This window comes from Pseudomonas sp. 3A(2025) (assembly GCF_054589175.1).
This window is the reverse complement of the sequence record NZ_BAAILM010000022.1, coordinates 156,616-172,504: the sequence shown is the minus strand read 5'-3', so window position 1 is coordinate 172,504 and position 15,889 is coordinate 156,616. Positions and strand designations below refer to the sequence as shown.

Genomic DNA, 15,889 nt, shown 5'->3' with positions numbered 1-15,889 from the left:
TCAGTTCAAGGCAGCCGCTTGCTGCAGGTTCAGCGAGCGGGTTTCAGGGGCCAGTGCCCATGCGGTGAACAGCCCGACCAGCGACACCGCGGCGGCCACGTACATGGTCTGCGCGATCCCTAGCTCGTCCAGTGACAAGGGCACCAGATAAGTGCCGACCGCTGCGCCGATGCGCGACACCGAGGTGCCCACGCCGACCGCCAGGGTGCGGATTTCAGTCGGGAAAATCTCGTTCGGATACACCAGTGCCAATACCTGTGCGCCGCCGATGAACAGCGCATAAACGGCGAACAGCAGCAGAATCACGATGCCGGAACTGGCATTGAACAGGCCCAGGCACAGCAGCGCCAGGCCCGAAAACAGGAAGCTGTTGATCAGCATGCTGCGCCGGCTGACCTTGTTGATGATCCTGGTGGTGATCAGGCAGCCGAAAACAAAGAATATCGTGATCAGTGCCGAGCCGAAGGCGGCGATGTCGCCCTTGAGGTTCAACGCTGCCAGTACTTTGGGCGCAAAGGAATACACCGCAAACACCGGGATGATCGAGCAGGTCCAGAAACTGACGATAAACAGCATGCGTTTGCCGTAGCCCGAATGCAGCAGGTCAGTGAACGACAACACTGGCCCGTCCTGTTGTTCCGGCAAGTTGGCCAGGCTGAAATCCTGGCCGTATACCTGTTTGATCACCGCTTCTGCTTCGCGCCTGCGGCCCTTGCTGAGCAGCCAGCGTGGCGACTCCGGGGTACCCAGGCGGACAAGCAGCAGTATCAGCCCGAACAGCGCCGAGCTGGCCAGTACCCAATGCCAGGCGTCTGGCCCTGCAATGCGCAGGATCACTTCTCCTAGAATGTAGGCCGTTGCCGCCCCGACGAACCACAGTAAAACCAGGGTGCCCAGCCGCGACCCACGGTATTTGCGCGGCATGAACTCGACCAGCATCGAGGTGGCAACCGGGTACTCGATGCCCACGGCAAAGCCTATGACAAAGCGCAAGGCAAAGATGGCCAGTGGTGCATCTGCCCACAGGTGGGCAACGGAGGCGGTGATAAACAGCACCGGGCCAATGAAGAAGGTCTTTTTGCGGCCTATGCGATTACTGATCCAGCCACCGAAAAAACCGCCGAAGAACACCCCGATCAATGAGGACGCGGCAATCATGCCTTCCCAGAAGTGATCCAGCGCCAGAGCGGCAGAAATATGCCCCAGTACCACGCCAATGATGCACAGCACATAACCATCGACAAACGCGCCGCCACCGGAGCGCCAGGTAAGAAGCTGGTGAAACGGGTTGAGCGGTACGTCTTCTACCGAAATATCAGAACTTGCCATCAGGGTCTCCATTCAAAGAGTGTTGTTTTTGGCAGTGGGCATGAGCCATGAGGTGCTATCGAGGGTCATCCGTCCACGCAGTGTGTGCAGATGGGCGCGCAGGCCCGCCACCGCAGACTCTGCGTCTCGTTGCTCGAACGCCTCGATGATGTTTTTGTAGTATTGGCAGTCGGCGTGAACATGGGCTCGCACTGTATGGGCAGACTGTTCTTGTTCAAACAGTTTGCCCAGGCGCGCATGATCGATCAGCAAGCGGTTCAGGCCTGGCATCAGATAGTGGTTGGCGGCCATCTGGCCAATATGCGAGTAAAAGGCGCTATTGAGGATTGAGTTGGACGGTGCGCTTTTTTTATCGGCCGATTTTTGCAGTTGTGCTTCGATGTCTCGCAAGCGCTTGATGTCTTGTTGAGTGGCGCATGCGCTCGCGAGTCGCACGGCTGCCATGTACACAAGCGGTGCCGCCTCGAAAAAATGTCGCAAGGTGTCGTGAGTGATCACCGTGACTCTGGGGGCGCGGTTGGCTTCCAGATACAGCGCGCCATCAGCGGCCATCTGCAGCAGGACATCACGCACCTTTGAGCGTGAAAAGCCGGACTCATTGCACAAGCTTTGTTCATTGATCGTCTCGCCGGGCGCTAATTCAAGGGTGCAGATTTTACGCCACAGCGTATCGATCATTTGCCCTTTTTCAGTTTTCTCAGCTTTGTCAGTTTTTTCAGATTTCATGCCGGACTTCATGCGACGGCGGGTGGCCGAAAAAATCGCTGTAGCACTTGCTGAAATGACTGCCGGAAACGAACCCACAAGCAATCGCTACATCCAGAATCGACAGGCTGGAGTTCTGGATCAACCTGCGCGCTTCGGTGATTCTCAACTGCAAGTAGTACTTTTGCGGGGTGGTAGCCAGTTGCTCGCGAAACAGCCGCTGGATCTGCCGTTTCGACAGCTCGGCATAACCGGCAAGCCGTTCGGGCTCCAGCGGTTCTTCAAGGTTGGACTCCATCAGGCTGATCAGCTCGCGCAACGGCTTGCTCAGCTTCTGCCGGTGCGTGATCTGAGGGCTGCGAAAGCGGGTCTGGTCGTAGTCGAGCAATTCGACCACGGCCTCGGCCAGTTTGGGGTCGCAGGCCTTGCCCAGCCATTGGGTCATGACCTCAAACGCGCCGGCGGGTGTGGCGGCGGTAATACGGTCGCGGTCGAAGACCAGGCGTTCCAGGGTCACATTGGCGTTGGGCGAGCGCTCCGACAAGGCAATGCGCTGCTCGGCATGAATCGCACAGCGATAACCGTCGAGCAGGCCGGCCCTGCCCAGATACCAGGCGCCATTCCACAGACCGCCCAGCGACATTGGCCAGTCGGCCAGCTTTTTCAGCAGGTTTACCAGCCATTCCGGCACCGTGCGCGGGGTGCGCAAGCCACCACACACCAGCAGCAGGTCGAGGTCGGCCAGGCGAATATCGGTCAATGGCGTGTCGGGGCGGATCGGGATCGCCAGATCGCTCATCACCTCAGCGTGCTTATGGCTGAAGGTGTGCACCTTGACTGAGCCGGGCCGGATCAGGTTGGCGGTCATCAACACATCCAGCGACTGGGTGAAGCAGGGCAGCGAGAAGTTATCCAGCAACAGAAAACCGATGCGTGAGGTTTTGTGCGGCCGGGGCGGCGTCGACAAGTGGGTCAGGTTGCGTGGCTGGAATGCCTGGCTGAAGCCTTTCGAAAGTGTATCCATCATGTCGTACGCCGCAGGGGGTAAAGAGGCTAGTCGCGCAAAAAGCTTTGCTCGAACGGGTAGTGGGTCAACAGCTCATAGCCGCTCTCGGTTACCAGCAACTGATTCTCCAGCTTGATGCCGTCGCGCCCACCCACCTCGCCGACATAGGCCTCGACGCACAGCGCCATGCCCGCTTGCAGTTCGCCTTCATAACCATACGACTCAAGATCTTCCGGGTAACGAATGCTCGGGTATTCGTCGCAAAGGCCGACACCGTGAAACATCACGCCGTAGCGCTGGGCGCGGCAGCTTTCCGGCAGGCGGTGACTCCTGGCAGTCAGTTCGGTAAAGCGCACGCCGGGTTTGACCATTTCGATGTTGGTGGTCACGTGCTCATGGGCGATGCGGTACAAACGCTTCTGTTCGGCCGTGGGTTCCAGATCGCCACAAATCCAGCTGCGCGACATGTCGACACAAGTGCCGTAAACGCCGATCAGGTCGGTGTCGAACGACAACAGGTCACCATCGCTGAGCACACGCGGGCCGGACTCCTGGAACCATGGGTTGGTGCGTGGCCCGGAGCTGAGAATGCGGGTTTCGATCCACTCGCCGCCACGGCGGATATTGCCCGCGTGCAGGGCGGCCCAGACATCGTTTTCGGTCGCGCCGGCACGCATCGCCAAGCGCATTTCAGCCACTGACGCTTCGCAGGAGGCCACTGCGCAACGCATCGCAAGGATCTCGTCGGGGCCTTTGATCAGTCGGGCAAACTCGGTGACTTCCTGGCCGTTGTGGATCTCGACGCCCAACGCGTCCAGCGCACGCAGCCCGGCGACTTCGATGCGGTCTACCGCCAGGCGGCGATTGCTGCCGGCATGCTTGCGCAGCAGTTCATCGACCTGAGCCGTGAAGCGCTTTGCATGCTCATCGGTGCGGTCGGCGGTTTCGAAATAGAAAAATGACGCACCACTGCGCAGTTCGCTGACCAGCGGCAGGTGTGCAGAAAGGTGGTCGCAGCCATGAAAGTCCCACAGCACTACATGGCCGCTGGCGGCAACGAAGCACGCCCGGGCCGGGTTGTGGGTGGTCCACAGCTGCATATTGGTGGTGTCGGTGGCGTAGCGGATGTTCAACGGGTCAAACAACAGGATGCCGCCCAGATCACGCGCAATCAGTTGCTCACGAATGCGTTGCAGGCGGTATTCACGCATGCTCGGCAAATGCGGCGCCTGCAAGCCCAGTTGCGCCCATTCGGCGAAGGCCAGGGGCGTAGGTCCGATTTCGACACGGTCGTTGTCGTCCAGCGAACCGTCGGGTTTGCGCCGGCCCGGATCGATACGCCGGGCATGCTGCGGGATGGAAAAGGGTGACGTCATCATGGTTGGGCATCCTGTCGTTATTATGTTCTACGGCCTTACTGCTTCGCCGCGTCACGCGAGGCTTGCAGCCACTGGTCGAACTGAGCACGGTGGGCGGCGACCCATTCCTTGGCGTGGCGGGTGACATCGCGGGCCTTGTTCTCGCCTTGCTGCATCTTCAGGTTTTGCGCGCTTTCGTCATCGGCGCTGAGCTGAACCTGCGACAGAAACTTCAGGGCTGCCGGGTTCTTTTCGGCGAAATCCTTGTTCAGCACGGCGACCACCTTGTCGACGGCAAAGCCCAGGTTCTTGCCCTTGTACATCGTGTCTACGTCGTTCTTGCCGCCGGGCAGATCTGTCTTGGGCACTTCAAGCCAGACCACATCCTTGCCTTCGACCAGCACACCGGAGATCCACTGCGGTACCCAGGTGTAATACAGCACCGGCTGGCCGCCCTTGTAGCGGGTAATGGTGTCGGCCATCAGCGCGAAGTACGAACCGCGGTTGACGTTGACGGTCTTTTCCAGGCCATAGGCTTTCATGTGGTGGTCGATGGTCAACTCGCAGCCCCAGCCAGGGTTGCAGCCGGTGAGGTCGGCCTTGCCGTCGCCGTCCACGTCAAACAGCTTGGCGATTTCGGGCTTTTGCAGGTCGGTGATGTACTTGATGTTGTATTGTTCAGCGGTTTTCTTGTCGATCAGGTAACCCTGCAGCACACCCGGCAGCACATCGCCGGCCTTGACGAGCGTGCTGTCGCCGCCGGCTTTCTGATAGAAGGTGTCGTGCAGGGTGTTCCATAAGTGCACGGTAAAGTCGGCATCCCCGTTGGCCAGTGCGACCATCATCACTGCGTATTCGGTTTCCTTGGGTTCCTGGACCTTGTAGCCCAGTTCGCGCAGGCCCTCCATGGCCACCTCGCCACGGAAGCGCTCTTCGGCAATCGGCGGGAAGATCGGCGTGACCTTGACGCCGTTCCCCGGTTTTTCCGCCGACGCCGAGGCGTACAGGGCGGCCATGGTCAGCGACAGCGCGGTCGCGCATTGCACAAAACTACGAGCGAGTTGCGTCTTGTTCATCGTTGCATACCTTCTTCTGGTTTTTATCTTCAAGTACGGCAGATCAAGAAAGGGGGGTGCTCAGGCGGTCTTGCGCCGCCCTGCAGGGTGTTTCGCGCCACAGGCACGCAGGACGAAACCCACTGGGCCAGTCTGGTACCAACGCAGGCTCGGGTCGGCGCCGGTGCGCTCGCCCATGGCCTGGGTCAGGCGGTCGAGGAAAATTGCCAGCAGCACCAGGCCGACGCCGCCCACGGTGGCCAGGCCCATGTCCAGGCGGCCGATGCCGCGCAGGACCATCTGGCCCAGACCGCCGACCGAGATCATCGAGGCGATGACCACCATCGACAGCGACAGCATCAAGGTCTGGTTCAGGCCGGCCATGATGGTCGAGGTCGCCAGCGGCAATTGCACGCGCTTGAGCATCTGCCACGGCGTGCAGCCGAAAGCGCGGGCGGCTTCGATCTTGTCTTCCGGCACCTGGCGAATCCCGAGGTTGGTCAGACGCACCAGCGGCGGCAGGGCAAACACGATCGTGACCAGTACGCCGGGCACGTTGCCGATGCCGAACAGCATCACCACCGGCACCAGATAGACGAAGGCCGGCAAGGTCTGCATGGCATCGAGCATGGGCCGTACGACCTTTTCCAGGCGGTCGCTGCGGGCACACAGAATGCCCAGCGGAATACCGATCACCGCGCAGAAGAACACCGCCGTGAGCACCAGTGACAGGGTGGTCATCGACTCCGACCACACGCCGATCAGGCCCAGTAATGTCAGCGTGACAAACGACAGCAGCGCCATGCGCTTGCCTGCCAGTTGCCAGCCCAGCAGCGTCGAAAGCAAGATGCCGATGCTCGGCGGAATGCTTTGCAGGATGTACTCGATGCCATTGAGTACCTGATCGATGGGCCAGCGAATGGCACGAAACACATCGCGAAAGTTGTGCACCAGGTAATTAAGGATGCTTTCTACCCAGTCGCCCAACGGAATAGTGGCGGACTGGAACGGGTCGAGAAGACTGAATTCAGACATGGTGGGGCGACCTCTTTTTCTGGCAGCAGGGGCTTAGTGGCGGCTCAGGGTTTGCAGCAGCTGATTCTTGGAAATCGTGCCCTTGAGCGTGCCGGCACGGTCCAGCACCGGAACCGGGTAGGGCAGTTTCGCAACGATGTTCAGCACTTCATCCAGCGGCGTATCGGTGTACACCGGATGCTGCTTGTGCAAATCGTGGCTGGTCCCGGCGACTGTCGTGAGCACGCCACCTGAGGTGTCGGTGTCGACCACACCCAGCAGCAAACCCTTTTCATCGACCAGATAACCGTAGGAGCCGCCAGCCTTGAATTGCGCCGGCTTGCCATTGACCCGGCAAACCAGCTCCGGGTCGAGACGCGCCACATCACCGGCTTTGAGTACCCGTGAGCTGTCAAAACCCTTGAAGAAGGTGCGCACGTAATCGTTGGCCGGCTGGTTGATCAGTTCTTGCGGCGTACCGATCTGCACCACTCGGCCGCCTTCCATGATCGCGATGCGATGGCCGATGCGGATGGCTTCTTCGATGTCGTGCGAGATGAAAATGATCGTGCGCTGTTGCTCGGCCTGCAGGCGAATCAGCTCGCCCTGCATTTCGTGGCGAATCAGCGGGTCGAGGGCCGAAAACGCCTCGTCCATCAGCAGAATCGTCGGGTCGTTGGTCAGGGCGCGAGCCAGTCCAACACGTTGCTGCATACCGCCGGAGAGTTGATGCGGATAGCTGTGCTCATGCCCGGCCAGGCCGACCTGGCTCAAGGCTTCGCTGGCGCGGCGATGACGTTCCTTTTCGGAGACGCCGGAGATTTCCAGGCCAAAGGCGGTGTTTTCCAGCACGCTCATATGCGGCATCAGGGCAAAGGACTGGAACACCATGCCCATGTCCTTGCGCCGGACATCTAGCAACTCTTTATCGGACAGACCGGTGATTTCGCGGCCATTGAGGTGGATGCTGCCCGAGGTCGGTTCGATCAGTCGGTTGAACAGCCGCACCATGGTCGACTTGCCGGAACCGGACAGGCCCATGATGACGAAGATCTCGCCGCGCTTGACCGAAAAACTGGCGTCGAATACGCCGACCACATGGCCGGTCTTGCTGAATATTTCGTTCTTGTCGGCGCCGTTGCGCAGCATCTCCATGGCCATGTTCGGGTTGGGGCCGAACACCTTGAATATATTGTTTACCGAAAGAATTTCATCCGCATGGCTCATACGACCCTCTTCTTATCGTTATGACCAATGATTAAAAGATGCATCGATTTTTCAGGATCGATGCACGCTCAATTCCATTGGCAGTCGTTCAAATCGAACGTGAATTGACTGCACACCGTTATCGTTCTTGTGCGGCCGGTGATGCAGGGATGTTTCTTGTTGTTGTGGCGCTGGCTCAAACGATCCGGCTGGACGCTTCGCTCAGACGGCGGATCATCAGTTCACTGTACCAGTCGACGAACTGGCACACGCCGTTTTCCACCAGCGGCGAGTAAGGGCCGGGCTGGTAAGCCGGCGATGTCACGCCGACCTGGGTGCCTTCGACCAGTTGACGGTCCTGGTCATTGGTGGCGATCCACACTTTGGTCAGGCGTTCGATGTCGTAATCCACGCCTTCGACGGCGTCCTTGTGCACCAGCCATTTGGTGGTCACTACGGTCTGGTCCGGGCCTTGTGGCAGTACGCGGAAGCTCAGGGCGTGGTCGCCGAGGAAATGGTTCCAGGTCGACGGGTAGTTGAAGTACAACAGCGCGCCGATGTTATTCACACCGCTGCGGTCCAGCCGCTTGGTCACGGCCGGCTGACCGTCCATGGTGTAGCTGCTCGCGCCCTTGCTGAGCGGGATGCGCGTCATGCGGAACTGGCCATTCGGGTCCATATTGATCCGGCTGGCCAGGCCTGCGGCTTCGCAGCTGTCCCAGTGCGCGGTCAGCTCCAGGTCTTCTTCGCCGCCCAGCCCTTGCACCGAGACGTTCTCGACGTACGAGTTGAGCAGTTCCGGGTGAGTACCGTCGCAGTGGTAGCACTCGCGGTTGTTCTCGAACACCAGCTTCCAGTTGCCTTTCTCGACCAGGTGGGCCTCGAAGGCGACTTTGCAGTCTTCCAGATAGTGCGGACCAATGAACGGTGATACGGCACTGCGAAACTTCTCGAAGTCCGGGGCCGTTGGTGCGACGCACACATAGATATAGCTGTGTACCACTTCGCAATGCGCAGGCTTCAAACCGTGCTCGGCGGCATTGAAGTCTGGCCCCATGTTGCCGGCATACAGTAACTTGCCGTCCAGCTCGAAGGTCCACTTGTGATAAGGGCAGACCATTTTTGCCACTTTACCTTTGTCTTGCGTGCAGACTTTGGAGCCGCGATGGCGGCAGGCGTTATGAAAAGCCCGAACCACGCCATCTTTGCCACGAATCACCACGACCGGATAAGTACCCACTTGCAAGGTGATGTATTGGCCAGGCTTTTCCAGTTCGAAAGTGTGCCCGGCAAAAATCCATTCACGGTGCCAGATTTGCTCAAGGTCTTGTTGGTACACCGCAGGGTCGTTATAAGCGGCGCCCGGCAAGCCATGTTGCGCCTTGCGTTGTTTGATCAAGCCTAATACATCGGTGGTGTTGGACATTTCTTATATGCACTCCTAAACACAGGGGGGCTTGTCTGGGCAAACGGGCACGATCGAGCCTGTTGTGTGCCCGGTAATCGGGATAGCCTTCGCGGAATATTCACGCCATGATCGCTGCTGCTTGCCGACAGTCTAGGGCGCGGCCTGCGCTATAAGAATCGATATTTTCTACGGTCAATTGATTACATAAAATCATGGTTAAACACACTGAGCCTGATCAGGCATTGATCAAAATGCCCTCGCTGCGCGCGGTAAAAGCCTTCGTCGCGGCGGCCAAATACCAGAATTTCACCCGCGCGGCTGAAGCCTTGTGCGTGACTCAGGCGGCGATCAGCCGGCAGATCCGCGAGCTGGAGGATCATCTGGGGGCCGAGCTGTTCAGCCGTGCCGGGCGCGCGGTCGAGCTGACGGCCGCCGGCTCGATCTTTTTCGATGCGGTGCAGTTGTCGTTTACCAATATTGCCCAGGCCGCCGAACGCATTCGCAGCACTGACAAGCCCAAGCGGGTGGTCACTCTGTGTTGCTCGTCGGCGTTTGCCAACTTCTGGCTTGGCCCGCGGCTGCCGGCGTTCTTTGCAGCCTACCCGCAGATCGACATCAATCTGGTCACCACCCAGAACTTTCTGGTCATGGAGAACGGGGTCAATCCGGACATCATCATCTGTAAGATGGCCAAGACCCAGGACGGCTATCACAGCCAGCCACTGGTCTGTGATGTGATCTATCCGGTGTGCACGCCACAGTACCTGGCGCAACACCCTGAACTGTCTGATTTACAAGGTATTCGCGATGCCGCTTTGCTCAACCTGAGCCCGTTTGGCCGCTCGCAAATCGCCGAGCATGTCGACTGGAATGTCTGGTTCGCCTACCAGAATATCGACCTGGCGACTCGTCCCAGTGACGCCCCGCACTTTTTCAGTTCCAACGATTACAACCTGCTGATCCAGTTGGCCCTGGGGCATCAGGGCGTAGCGCTGGGCTGGGATTATCTGGTGAAGTCTTACATCGAAAAAGGCCTGCTGGTGCGTCCGGTGCCAGAGCAACTGGTGCATCGCGACACCCTGCATTACTTGAGTTTCAATGAGGCCAAGAGCACGGACAACAGTTGTTGCGTGTTACGTGACTGGCTGGCCGCGCAGTTTGAAATACCCTTGCCGACGGTTGATATATAACGCCAGATCATCAATTGATCGCCGGAAATGTCGCTGTAGTCTCCGGGTGTTCCTCACTAGTCTTTCAACACTTTGTGAGCGAACAACAAGAGATTTCATTATGTCTGCATTCAAGTTTTGCGGTATCAACCTGGCAATCACGACTCCCTTCGATTATCAGGGCAAGATCGATTACCCACGCTTCGAGCAATTGATCGAGTCCTATATCGCTGCTGGCGTACAGGGTTTTGTCCTCAGTTCCGGCACGGGCATGCATGTGTACCTGAGCAAAGAAGAGTCCAAAGAACTGGTGGCTTTCGGCGCGAAAGTCATCAATGGCCGCGCTCGTGTCATTGCCCAGACTTCGGCATTACTGGTCGATGAAGTGGTCGAGCGCACACGTCATGCTGCCGACCACGGTGCCGACGGCGTCATGGTGCTGCCGCCGTTCTTCGAAGGCCCGACCGACGATCAAGGCATCATCGATTTCTATTCGAGTGTTTCCGAGGCCGGTTTGCCGATCATTGGCTACAACGTGCCGCAAGCAGTGGGCGTAGAAGTGACGCCGTCGCTGTTCAAGCAACTGGGCGAGATCCCCAACTTCGTATCGGTCAAGGACAGCAGCGGTGATCTGGCCGCCCAGGCCTCGCTGATTCGCACCGGCCTGCCGACCATGAACGGCGCCGACCCATTGGTGCCTTATGCGCTGTACGCCGGTGCTGCCGGCCTGATCTGGGGCGGGGCCAATATTGCACCGCGCACCTGCGTGTCGTTCGTCAATGCCGCGCTGGATCATCAATGGGATCGTGCTCGTGACCTTTGGCGTGAACTGGAGCCGGTCATGTCGCTGATCTGGCAGGGCGATTACGTGCAGTCGGTGTATGCCGGCGCTGAAATCACCGGTTTTGCCGCCGGTCATCCGCGCCGGCCACTGGCACGCCTGTCAGCCGAGAAAATCGCCATTTTGAAAGCGACCCTCGGTTCGCTGGCCGCCCACGAATCCAGCCTGGCTTGACGACCACGGAGTGCAGAGCATGTACGTGGCATCGAAGTTTCCGAAAAACACCAGCATGTCGGGGTGGGTGGCCATGCTGCCACCGCGCCAACCCACCCGGCCGCTCACTAGCGCGATTACGGCGGACGTAGCGATCATCGGTGCCGGTTTTGCCGGGCTGTCTGCTGCGCGCCGCTTGTCGCAGCTCGACCCGACTCTGCGTGTCGTGGTGCTGGAGGCCGGCGTGGTCGGCGAGGGCGCTACGGGGCGTAACTCCGGGTTCATTATCGACTTGCCCCATGAGGTGAGCGCCGAAGACTTCGGTGACTCTTCGACCGAGCGTGCCCGGCGCGACATCACCCTGTACCGCACGGCCATCAAGCTGGCCACCGACATGGCCGACGAGTACGGCTGGGGGCGTGAGGTGCTTGATCGTTGCGGTCGTTATAGCGTGGCGATCAGCGGCAAGGGTGACGCACACATTCGCACCTACGCTCGTCAGCTTGATGGCCTGGGTGAAAGCCACCGGATTCTCGACCGCCAGCAAATCCTCGATGTCACCGGCAGCGCGATCTACACCAGCGGCTTGTATATGCCCGGCACGGTGATGGTCCAGCCAGCGGCGTATATCCGCGCCGTCGCCGACAGCCTGCGCGACCCGGTGACCCTGTATGAAAATACCCCGGTGCACCTGTTCGAGAAAACCGGCGCCACCTGGCACCTGAAAACCGCCAGTGGCTCGGTCAACGCCGGGCGCATTATCCTCGCCAACAACGGCCATGCGCAGAGCTTCGGGCTGTTTCGCGGGCAGTTGCTGCATGTGTTCACCTATGCCTCGCTCAGCGAGCCGTTCGACCCCAAGCGCCTGAGCGGTCAGCGTGACTGGGCGGCTACGCCGGCGTTGCCGATGGGCACCACGGTGCGGCGTATCAGTGGTGAGCGGGGCGACCGCTTGCTGATTCGCTCACGCTATTCCTATCACGCCGGGCTGGAGATCAACGAGCGGCACATTCGCAGCGCGGGGCAGATTCACGACAGCAAATTCGCGGCGCGCTTCCCCGATCTGCCCGATGTGAAAATGCAGTACCGCTGGGGTGGGCCGATGGCGCTGACCGTCAACAGCGTGCCGATCTTTGGTGAAGTCGAACCGGGTTTGTTCGCGGCCTGCGCCTGTAACGGGCTGGGTGCGTCGAAATCCACGGCGGCCGGCATCGCGGCGGCAGAAGCGGTGGTGGGGCTGGATTCATCGATGGTCATGCTGATGTCCAGTTACGACGCGCCAAAGACACTGCCGCCGCAACCGTTTCTGAGCATCGGTGCCAAGGCCAATCTGCGCTTGCGCGAGTGGCGGGCAGGGCGGGAGTAGCGTGTCGCTTTTGCGCTGGTTTGCCGTCTGCGCCAGACAAATGCCGAGTGCCAGTATGGCGTATACCTGATTTCACCTCACCGGAATGACCCCATGCTGACCACCTCCACCCAGGCTCCCGTATCGCGTACCCGGCTGGGCATTGGCCTGTGCGTGTTGTCCATGCTGGTCTTCGCCTGCCAGGACGGCATCACCAAGTCGTTGATTCAGCAATTGTCGGCCGCGCAACTGGTGATGATGCGCTACTGGGTCTTTGTCGTCTTCGCTGTGGTTCTGGCCCGTCACCAGGGCGGCGTCCGCCTTGCGGCGCGCAGCACCCATACCGGTCTGCAACTGCTGCGTGGCCTGTTGGGGGTGGTCGAAATCGGTCTGTTTGCCTTGGCGCTGCGCTATCTGGGACTCGCTGAAACCCATGCGTTGTACGCCGTGTTTCCGTTACTGGCGATTGCCCTGGCGGCGATCTTTTTGCGCGAGAAAATCAGTAGTCGTCAGGTGCTGGCGGCCTTCATCGGCTTTGCCGGCACGCTGGTGATCCTGCGGCCGGGTCTGGCCGCGTTCAACATGGCCGCAATCATTCCATTGCTGGCGGCACTGTGCTTTGCGGTGTTCAACGTGCTGAGCCGCAAGATCAGCGGTACCGATTCGTTTGCCACCAACACCTTGTACATGGCCGTGGTCGGTGCCGTAGGCTCGACGTATTTTGGGGTGACCCACTGGGTAGAGCCTGACGCCGGGCAATGGTTGTTCATCGCCGTCCTGTCGGTCAGCGGCGTGACTGCCCAATTGCTGATCATCCAGGCGCTGAAATACACCGAAGCCTCGACCCTGCAACCCTTCAATTACTCGCTGCTGGTGTTTGCCACGCTGGTCGGGATATTCGCTTTTGCCGAGGTCCCGGATATCTGGATTGTCGCCGGCTCGCTGATGGTCGTCGGCGGTGGGATGCTGGCGTTCAAAACCAGCCGAGCTACCTGAAAAAGCCACTGGGCGTCACACCAAACTGTTTCTTGAACATGGTGGTAAACGCACTCGGACTTTCATAACCCAAGTGCAAGGCCACATCGATGATCCGCTCGCCACAGGCAATCTGCTCCAGCGCGGTCAGCAGTCGGGCTTGCTGGCGCCATTGGCCAAAGGTCATCCCGGTGTCCTTGTGAAACAAACGCTGGATGGTTTTTTCATCCACCCGCAGATGCCGCGCCCAATCACTCAAGGTGCTGTTGTCGCCGGGGTTATTCTGCAAGGCAGCGCAGAGGGTTTTCAGGCGCGCATCCAGCGGTTGCCTGAGGGCCAGCGGCAGGGTCGGCAGGGTGACGATTTCATCGAGGATCAGGCGCATTATGCGGCCGGGTCGAGAATCTTCTGGTGCGTTCATGTCCAGGCCCACCGAGGCCTTGATCAACTCGCTGAGCAGGGCCGAGATACTTACGGCTTTGGTCTGCGTCGGCAAGCCCGGCACACAGTCGGGCTGCACGAACACGCTGCGCATCTTCACCGTGCCCACACAGCGCACGGCGTGCTCTTGCCCGTACGGCATCCAGATGCCGCGACTGGGCGGCACCACCCACTGGCAGTCCGCCGAGTGCACGACCATCACGCCTTCGATGGCATAGATCAGTTGGTGCTTCTCATGGCTATGCGGCGCGATAAACCAGTTTTCGGGGTAGTCGGTGGCGCTGCTGGTCAGCATCCAGGCGCTGGCGTCGATTTCAGCCACGTGTTCTTGCAGTGATCTGATCATGGTGTATTGATTTCAACTTGTCCGGGTCTTGGGCAACAGCGCCGTGACCAGCCCCAGTAACGGCAGCCAGGCAATCAGCTTATAGACCCAGATAATCCCGTGCACATCGGCCAGTTCACCCAGGCCCGCCGCACCGATGCCGCTGATGCCGAACATCAGGCCGAACATGACGCCCGAGACCATGCCGACGCGGCCCGGCACCGCTTCCTGGGCGTAGACCACCAGGGCGGCAAACGCCGATGACATCACCAGCCCGATGGCCACCGCCAGCACCGCGGTCCAGGCCAGGTTGGCGTAGGGCAAGGCCAGTGCAAACGGTGCCACGCCCAGAAACGATACCCAGATCACTGCCTTGCGCCCGATGCGGTCACCCACCGGCCCGCCAACAAAGGTGCCCAGCGCCACGGCGGCAAGAAACACGAACAGATACAGCTGGCTTTGCTGCACGCTCAGGTCAAACCGCTCGATCAGGTAGAAGGTGAAGTAATTGGTGAACGAGGCGATGTAGACGAACTTGGCAAACATCAACAGGCAGATCACCACCATCGCGCGAATGACCTGGTTTCGGGTCAGACCCGACGCCTGGCTGGGCGGCATGCGCTTGAGCGTCGCCTGACCATGGCGCAGGTTCCAGCCGGCCAGGCGCACCAGTACCCAGATTGCCAGCGCTGCGGCGAGCATGAACCAGGCAATCGCCGACTGCCCATAGGGAATCACCACCGCAGCGGTCAGCAACGGCCCGATCGCCGAGCCGGTGTTACCGCCGACCTGAAATGTCGACTGCGCCATGCCAAAACGTCCACCCGACGCCAGCCGCGCGACCCGTGAGGCCTCCGGGTGAAACGTTGCCGAGCCCACGCCGACCACTGCCGCCGCGACCAGTAGCATCTCGTAGCTGCCGGCAAACGCCAGCAAGGCCACGCCAATCAGGGTCATCACCATGCCCGAGGGCAATAGCCACGGCAGCGGACGCTTGTCGGTGTACATCCCGACCCAGGGTTGCAGCAATGAGGCCGTGACCTGATAGATCAACGCAATCCAGCCGATTTGCGCAAAGCTCAGGGAAAAATCGCTTTTCAGCATCGGGTAAATGGACGGCAGCACGGCCTGGATCAGGTCGTTGAGCAAGTGCGCGAAGGCGGCCGCGCCGACCACGGGCAACAGGAAGCCTTGGGGCGGATGAGTGTGGGTGGCAGGCGAGGGCGCGCCGGGAATAGCGGTCTGTATTGTCATGAGAAACACTGCACAAAAGGCCAAAGACATGACCGCCTGCCGGGTCAGGGCAGGCGGTCTGTGAAGGTCTGGTCAGCGTAATGAGGTGCGGGATGCCTGTCTCACGAGGGATGGGCGTCGACTATCGCGTTTCGGGCAGTCGTGCTTGCGGCGCCGCAGCGCTTTTACGAATCGTCAGCTCGAAAGGGAGTATCACGTGTTGCTCAGGGTTCGGTTTTTTCTCGATCAGGTTGATCAGCATCTCGACCGCCCGCTGCCCGAAGGCTTCGGCGGGCTGGGCAATGGTGAGCCCGTTTCACGAGTGC

The 15,889-nt window shown here is 59.9% G+C and carries 14 protein-coding genes and 1 pseudogene; 4 read left to right on the top strand and 11 right to left on the bottom strand.

All coding sequences use genetic code 11. The features are described from left to right. The 8 genes from ACYP2A_RS08975 to ACYP2A_RS08940 all read right to left on the bottom strand — a co-directional run bounded on the left by ACYP2A_RS08975 (window position 1) and on the right by ACYP2A_RS08940 (window position 9,099). Window positions 1-1,329, bottom strand: coding sequence for an MFS transporter (locus ACYP2A_RS08975; RefSeq protein ID WP_459744510.1), 1,329 nt, complete (start codon window positions 1,327-1,329; stop codon window positions 1-3). A 12-nt stretch (window positions 1,330-1,341) separates the two neighbouring features. Beyond that, window positions 1,342-2,055, bottom strand: a complete 714-nt coding sequence (locus ACYP2A_RS08970; protein WP_459744508.1) for a GntR family transcriptional regulator — start codon at window positions 2,053-2,055, stop codon at window positions 1,342-1,344. Further along, on the bottom strand, window positions 2,045-3,058 hold the full coding sequence (locus ACYP2A_RS08965; RefSeq protein WP_459744624.1) for a GlxA family transcriptional regulator: 1,014 nt from the start codon (window positions 3,056-3,058) through the stop codon (window positions 2,045-2,047). Before ACYP2A_RS08965 ends, ACYP2A_RS08970 begins: the two co-directional genes overlap by 11 nt. Before the next feature lie 29 nt (window positions 3,059-3,087). Continuing rightward, on the bottom strand, window positions 3,088-4,419 hold the full coding sequence (gene dddP / locus ACYP2A_RS08960; protein WP_459744506.1) for a dimethylsulfonioproprionate lyase DddP: 1,332 nt from the start codon (window positions 4,417-4,419) through the stop codon (window positions 3,088-3,090). A 35-nt stretch (window positions 4,420-4,454) separates the two neighbouring features. Further along, the gene (gene proX / locus ACYP2A_RS08955; RefSeq protein ID WP_459744504.1) at window positions 4,455-5,474 is read right to left on the bottom strand and encodes a glycine betaine/L-proline ABC transporter substrate-binding protein ProX; all 1,020 of its coding nucleotides are present in this window, start codon (window positions 5,472-5,474) and stop codon (window positions 4,455-4,457) included. Window positions 5,475-5,534: 60 nt separating this feature from the next. Continuing rightward, window positions 5,535-6,488, bottom strand: a complete 954-nt coding sequence (proW, locus tag ACYP2A_RS08950; RefSeq protein ID WP_459744502.1) for a glycine betaine/L-proline ABC transporter permease ProW — start codon at window positions 6,486-6,488, stop codon at window positions 5,535-5,537. A gap of 33 nt (window positions 6,489-6,521) precedes the next feature. Further along, complete coding sequence (gene proV, locus ACYP2A_RS08945; RefSeq protein WP_459744500.1) at window positions 6,522-7,694, bottom strand: glycine betaine/L-proline ABC transporter ATP-binding protein ProV; 1,173 nt, start codon at window positions 7,692-7,694, stop codon at window positions 6,522-6,524. 175 nt (window positions 7,695-7,869) lie between these two features. Continuing rightward, on the bottom strand, window positions 7,870-9,099 hold the full coding sequence (locus ACYP2A_RS08940) for an aromatic ring-hydroxylating oxygenase subunit alpha (protein WP_459744499.1): 1,230 nt from the start codon (window positions 9,097-9,099) through the stop codon (window positions 7,870-7,872). Window positions 9,100-9,293: 194 nt separating this feature from the next. Between ACYP2A_RS08940 and ACYP2A_RS08935 the strand changes: the two genes are divergently transcribed. The 4 genes from ACYP2A_RS08935 (at window position 9,294) to ACYP2A_RS08920 (ending at window position 13,585) form a co-directional block, all read left to right on the top strand. Beyond that, on the top strand, window positions 9,294-10,271 hold the full coding sequence (locus ACYP2A_RS08935) for a LysR family transcriptional regulator (RefSeq protein ID WP_459744498.1): 978 nt from the start codon (window positions 9,294-9,296) through the stop codon (window positions 10,269-10,271). Window positions 10,272-10,371: 100 nt separating this feature from the next. Beyond that, entirely contained in the window at window positions 10,372-11,265 is an 894-nt protein-coding gene (locus ACYP2A_RS08930; RefSeq protein WP_459744497.1) for a dihydrodipicolinate synthase family protein, read from the top strand. 19 nt (window positions 11,266-11,284) lie between these two features. Next, entirely contained in the window at window positions 11,285-12,610 is a 1,326-nt protein-coding gene (locus tag ACYP2A_RS08925) for an NAD(P)/FAD-dependent oxidoreductase (protein WP_459744495.1), read from the top strand. Between the two features lie 93 nt (window positions 12,611-12,703). Then, on the top strand, window positions 12,704-13,585 hold the full coding sequence (locus ACYP2A_RS08920) for a DMT family transporter (RefSeq protein ID WP_459744493.1): 882 nt from the start codon (window positions 12,704-12,706) through the stop codon (window positions 13,583-13,585). Here ACYP2A_RS08920 and ACYP2A_RS08915 read toward each other — a convergent pair. The 3 genes and pseudogenes from ACYP2A_RS08915 to ACYP2A_RS08905 form a co-directional block, all read right to left on the bottom strand. Beyond that, window positions 13,578-14,351 carry an AraC family transcriptional regulator gene (locus tag ACYP2A_RS08915; RefSeq protein ID WP_459744492.1) on the bottom strand — a complete coding sequence of 258 codons (774 nt, stop codon included), beginning with the start codon at window positions 14,349-14,351 and terminating at the stop codon, window positions 13,578-13,580. The genes ACYP2A_RS08920 and ACYP2A_RS08915 overlap by 8 nt on opposite strands. A gap of 12 nt (window positions 14,352-14,363) precedes the next feature. Continuing rightward, entirely contained in the window at window positions 14,364-15,584 is a 1,221-nt protein-coding gene (locus ACYP2A_RS08910; protein ID WP_459744491.1) for an MFS transporter, read from the bottom strand. Window positions 15,585-15,705: 121 nt separating this feature from the next. After that, window positions 15,706-15,870: pseudogene (locus ACYP2A_RS08905) on the bottom strand (substrate-binding domain-containing protein); the annotation flags it as partial. Between the last annotated feature and the right edge of the window lie 19 nt (window positions 15,871-15,889).

Excerpts from the sequence above, each read along its gene's own strand:
- ACYP2A_RS08965 (WP_459744624.1), bottom strand. The coding sequence starts at position 3,058 with ATGGATACACTTTCGAAAGGCTTCAGCCAGGCATTCCAGCCACGCAAC.
- dddP (WP_459744506.1), bottom strand. The coding sequence starts at position 4,419 with ATGATGACGTCACCCTTTTCCATCCCGCAGCATGCCCGGCGTATCGAT.
- ACYP2A_RS08925 (WP_459744495.1), top strand. The coding sequence starts at position 11,285 with ATGTACGTGGCATCGAAGTTTCCGAAAAACACCAGCATGTCGGGGTGG.
- proW (WP_459744502.1), bottom strand. The coding sequence starts at position 6,488 with ATGTCTGAATTCAGTCTTCTCGACCCGTTCCAGTCCGCCACTATTCCG.
- ACYP2A_RS08970 (WP_459744508.1), bottom strand. The coding sequence starts at position 2,055 with ATGAAATCTGAAAAAACTGACAAAGCTGAGAAAACTGAAAAAGGGCAA.
- ACYP2A_RS08910 (WP_459744491.1), bottom strand. The coding sequence starts at position 15,584 with ATGACAATACAGACCGCTATTCCCGGCGCGCCCTCGCCTGCCACCCAC.
- ACYP2A_RS08935 (WP_459744498.1), top strand. The coding sequence starts at position 9,294 with ATGGTTAAACACACTGAGCCTGATCAGGCATTGATCAAAATGCCCTCG.
- ACYP2A_RS08975 (WP_459744510.1), bottom strand. The coding sequence starts at position 1,329 with ATGGCAAGTTCTGATATTTCGGTAGAAGACGTACCGCTCAACCCGTTT.
- ACYP2A_RS08930 (WP_459744497.1), top strand. The coding sequence starts at position 10,372 with ATGTCTGCATTCAAGTTTTGCGGTATCAACCTGGCAATCACGACTCCC.
- ACYP2A_RS08915 (WP_459744492.1), bottom strand. The coding sequence starts at position 14,351 with ATGATCAGATCACTGCAAGAACACGTGGCTGAAATCGACGCCAGCGCC.
- proV (WP_459744500.1), bottom strand. The coding sequence starts at position 7,694 with ATGAGCCATGCGGATGAAATTCTTTCGGTAAACAATATATTCAAGGTG.
- ACYP2A_RS08920 (WP_459744493.1), top strand. The coding sequence starts at position 12,704 with ATGCTGACCACCTCCACCCAGGCTCCCGTATCGCGTACCCGGCTGGGC.
- proX (WP_459744504.1), bottom strand. The coding sequence starts at position 5,474 with ATGAACAAGACGCAACTCGCTCGTAGTTTTGTGCAATGCGCGACCGCG.
- ACYP2A_RS08940 (WP_459744499.1), bottom strand. The coding sequence starts at position 9,099 with ATGTCCAACACCACCGATGTATTAGGCTTGATCAAACAACGCAAGGCG.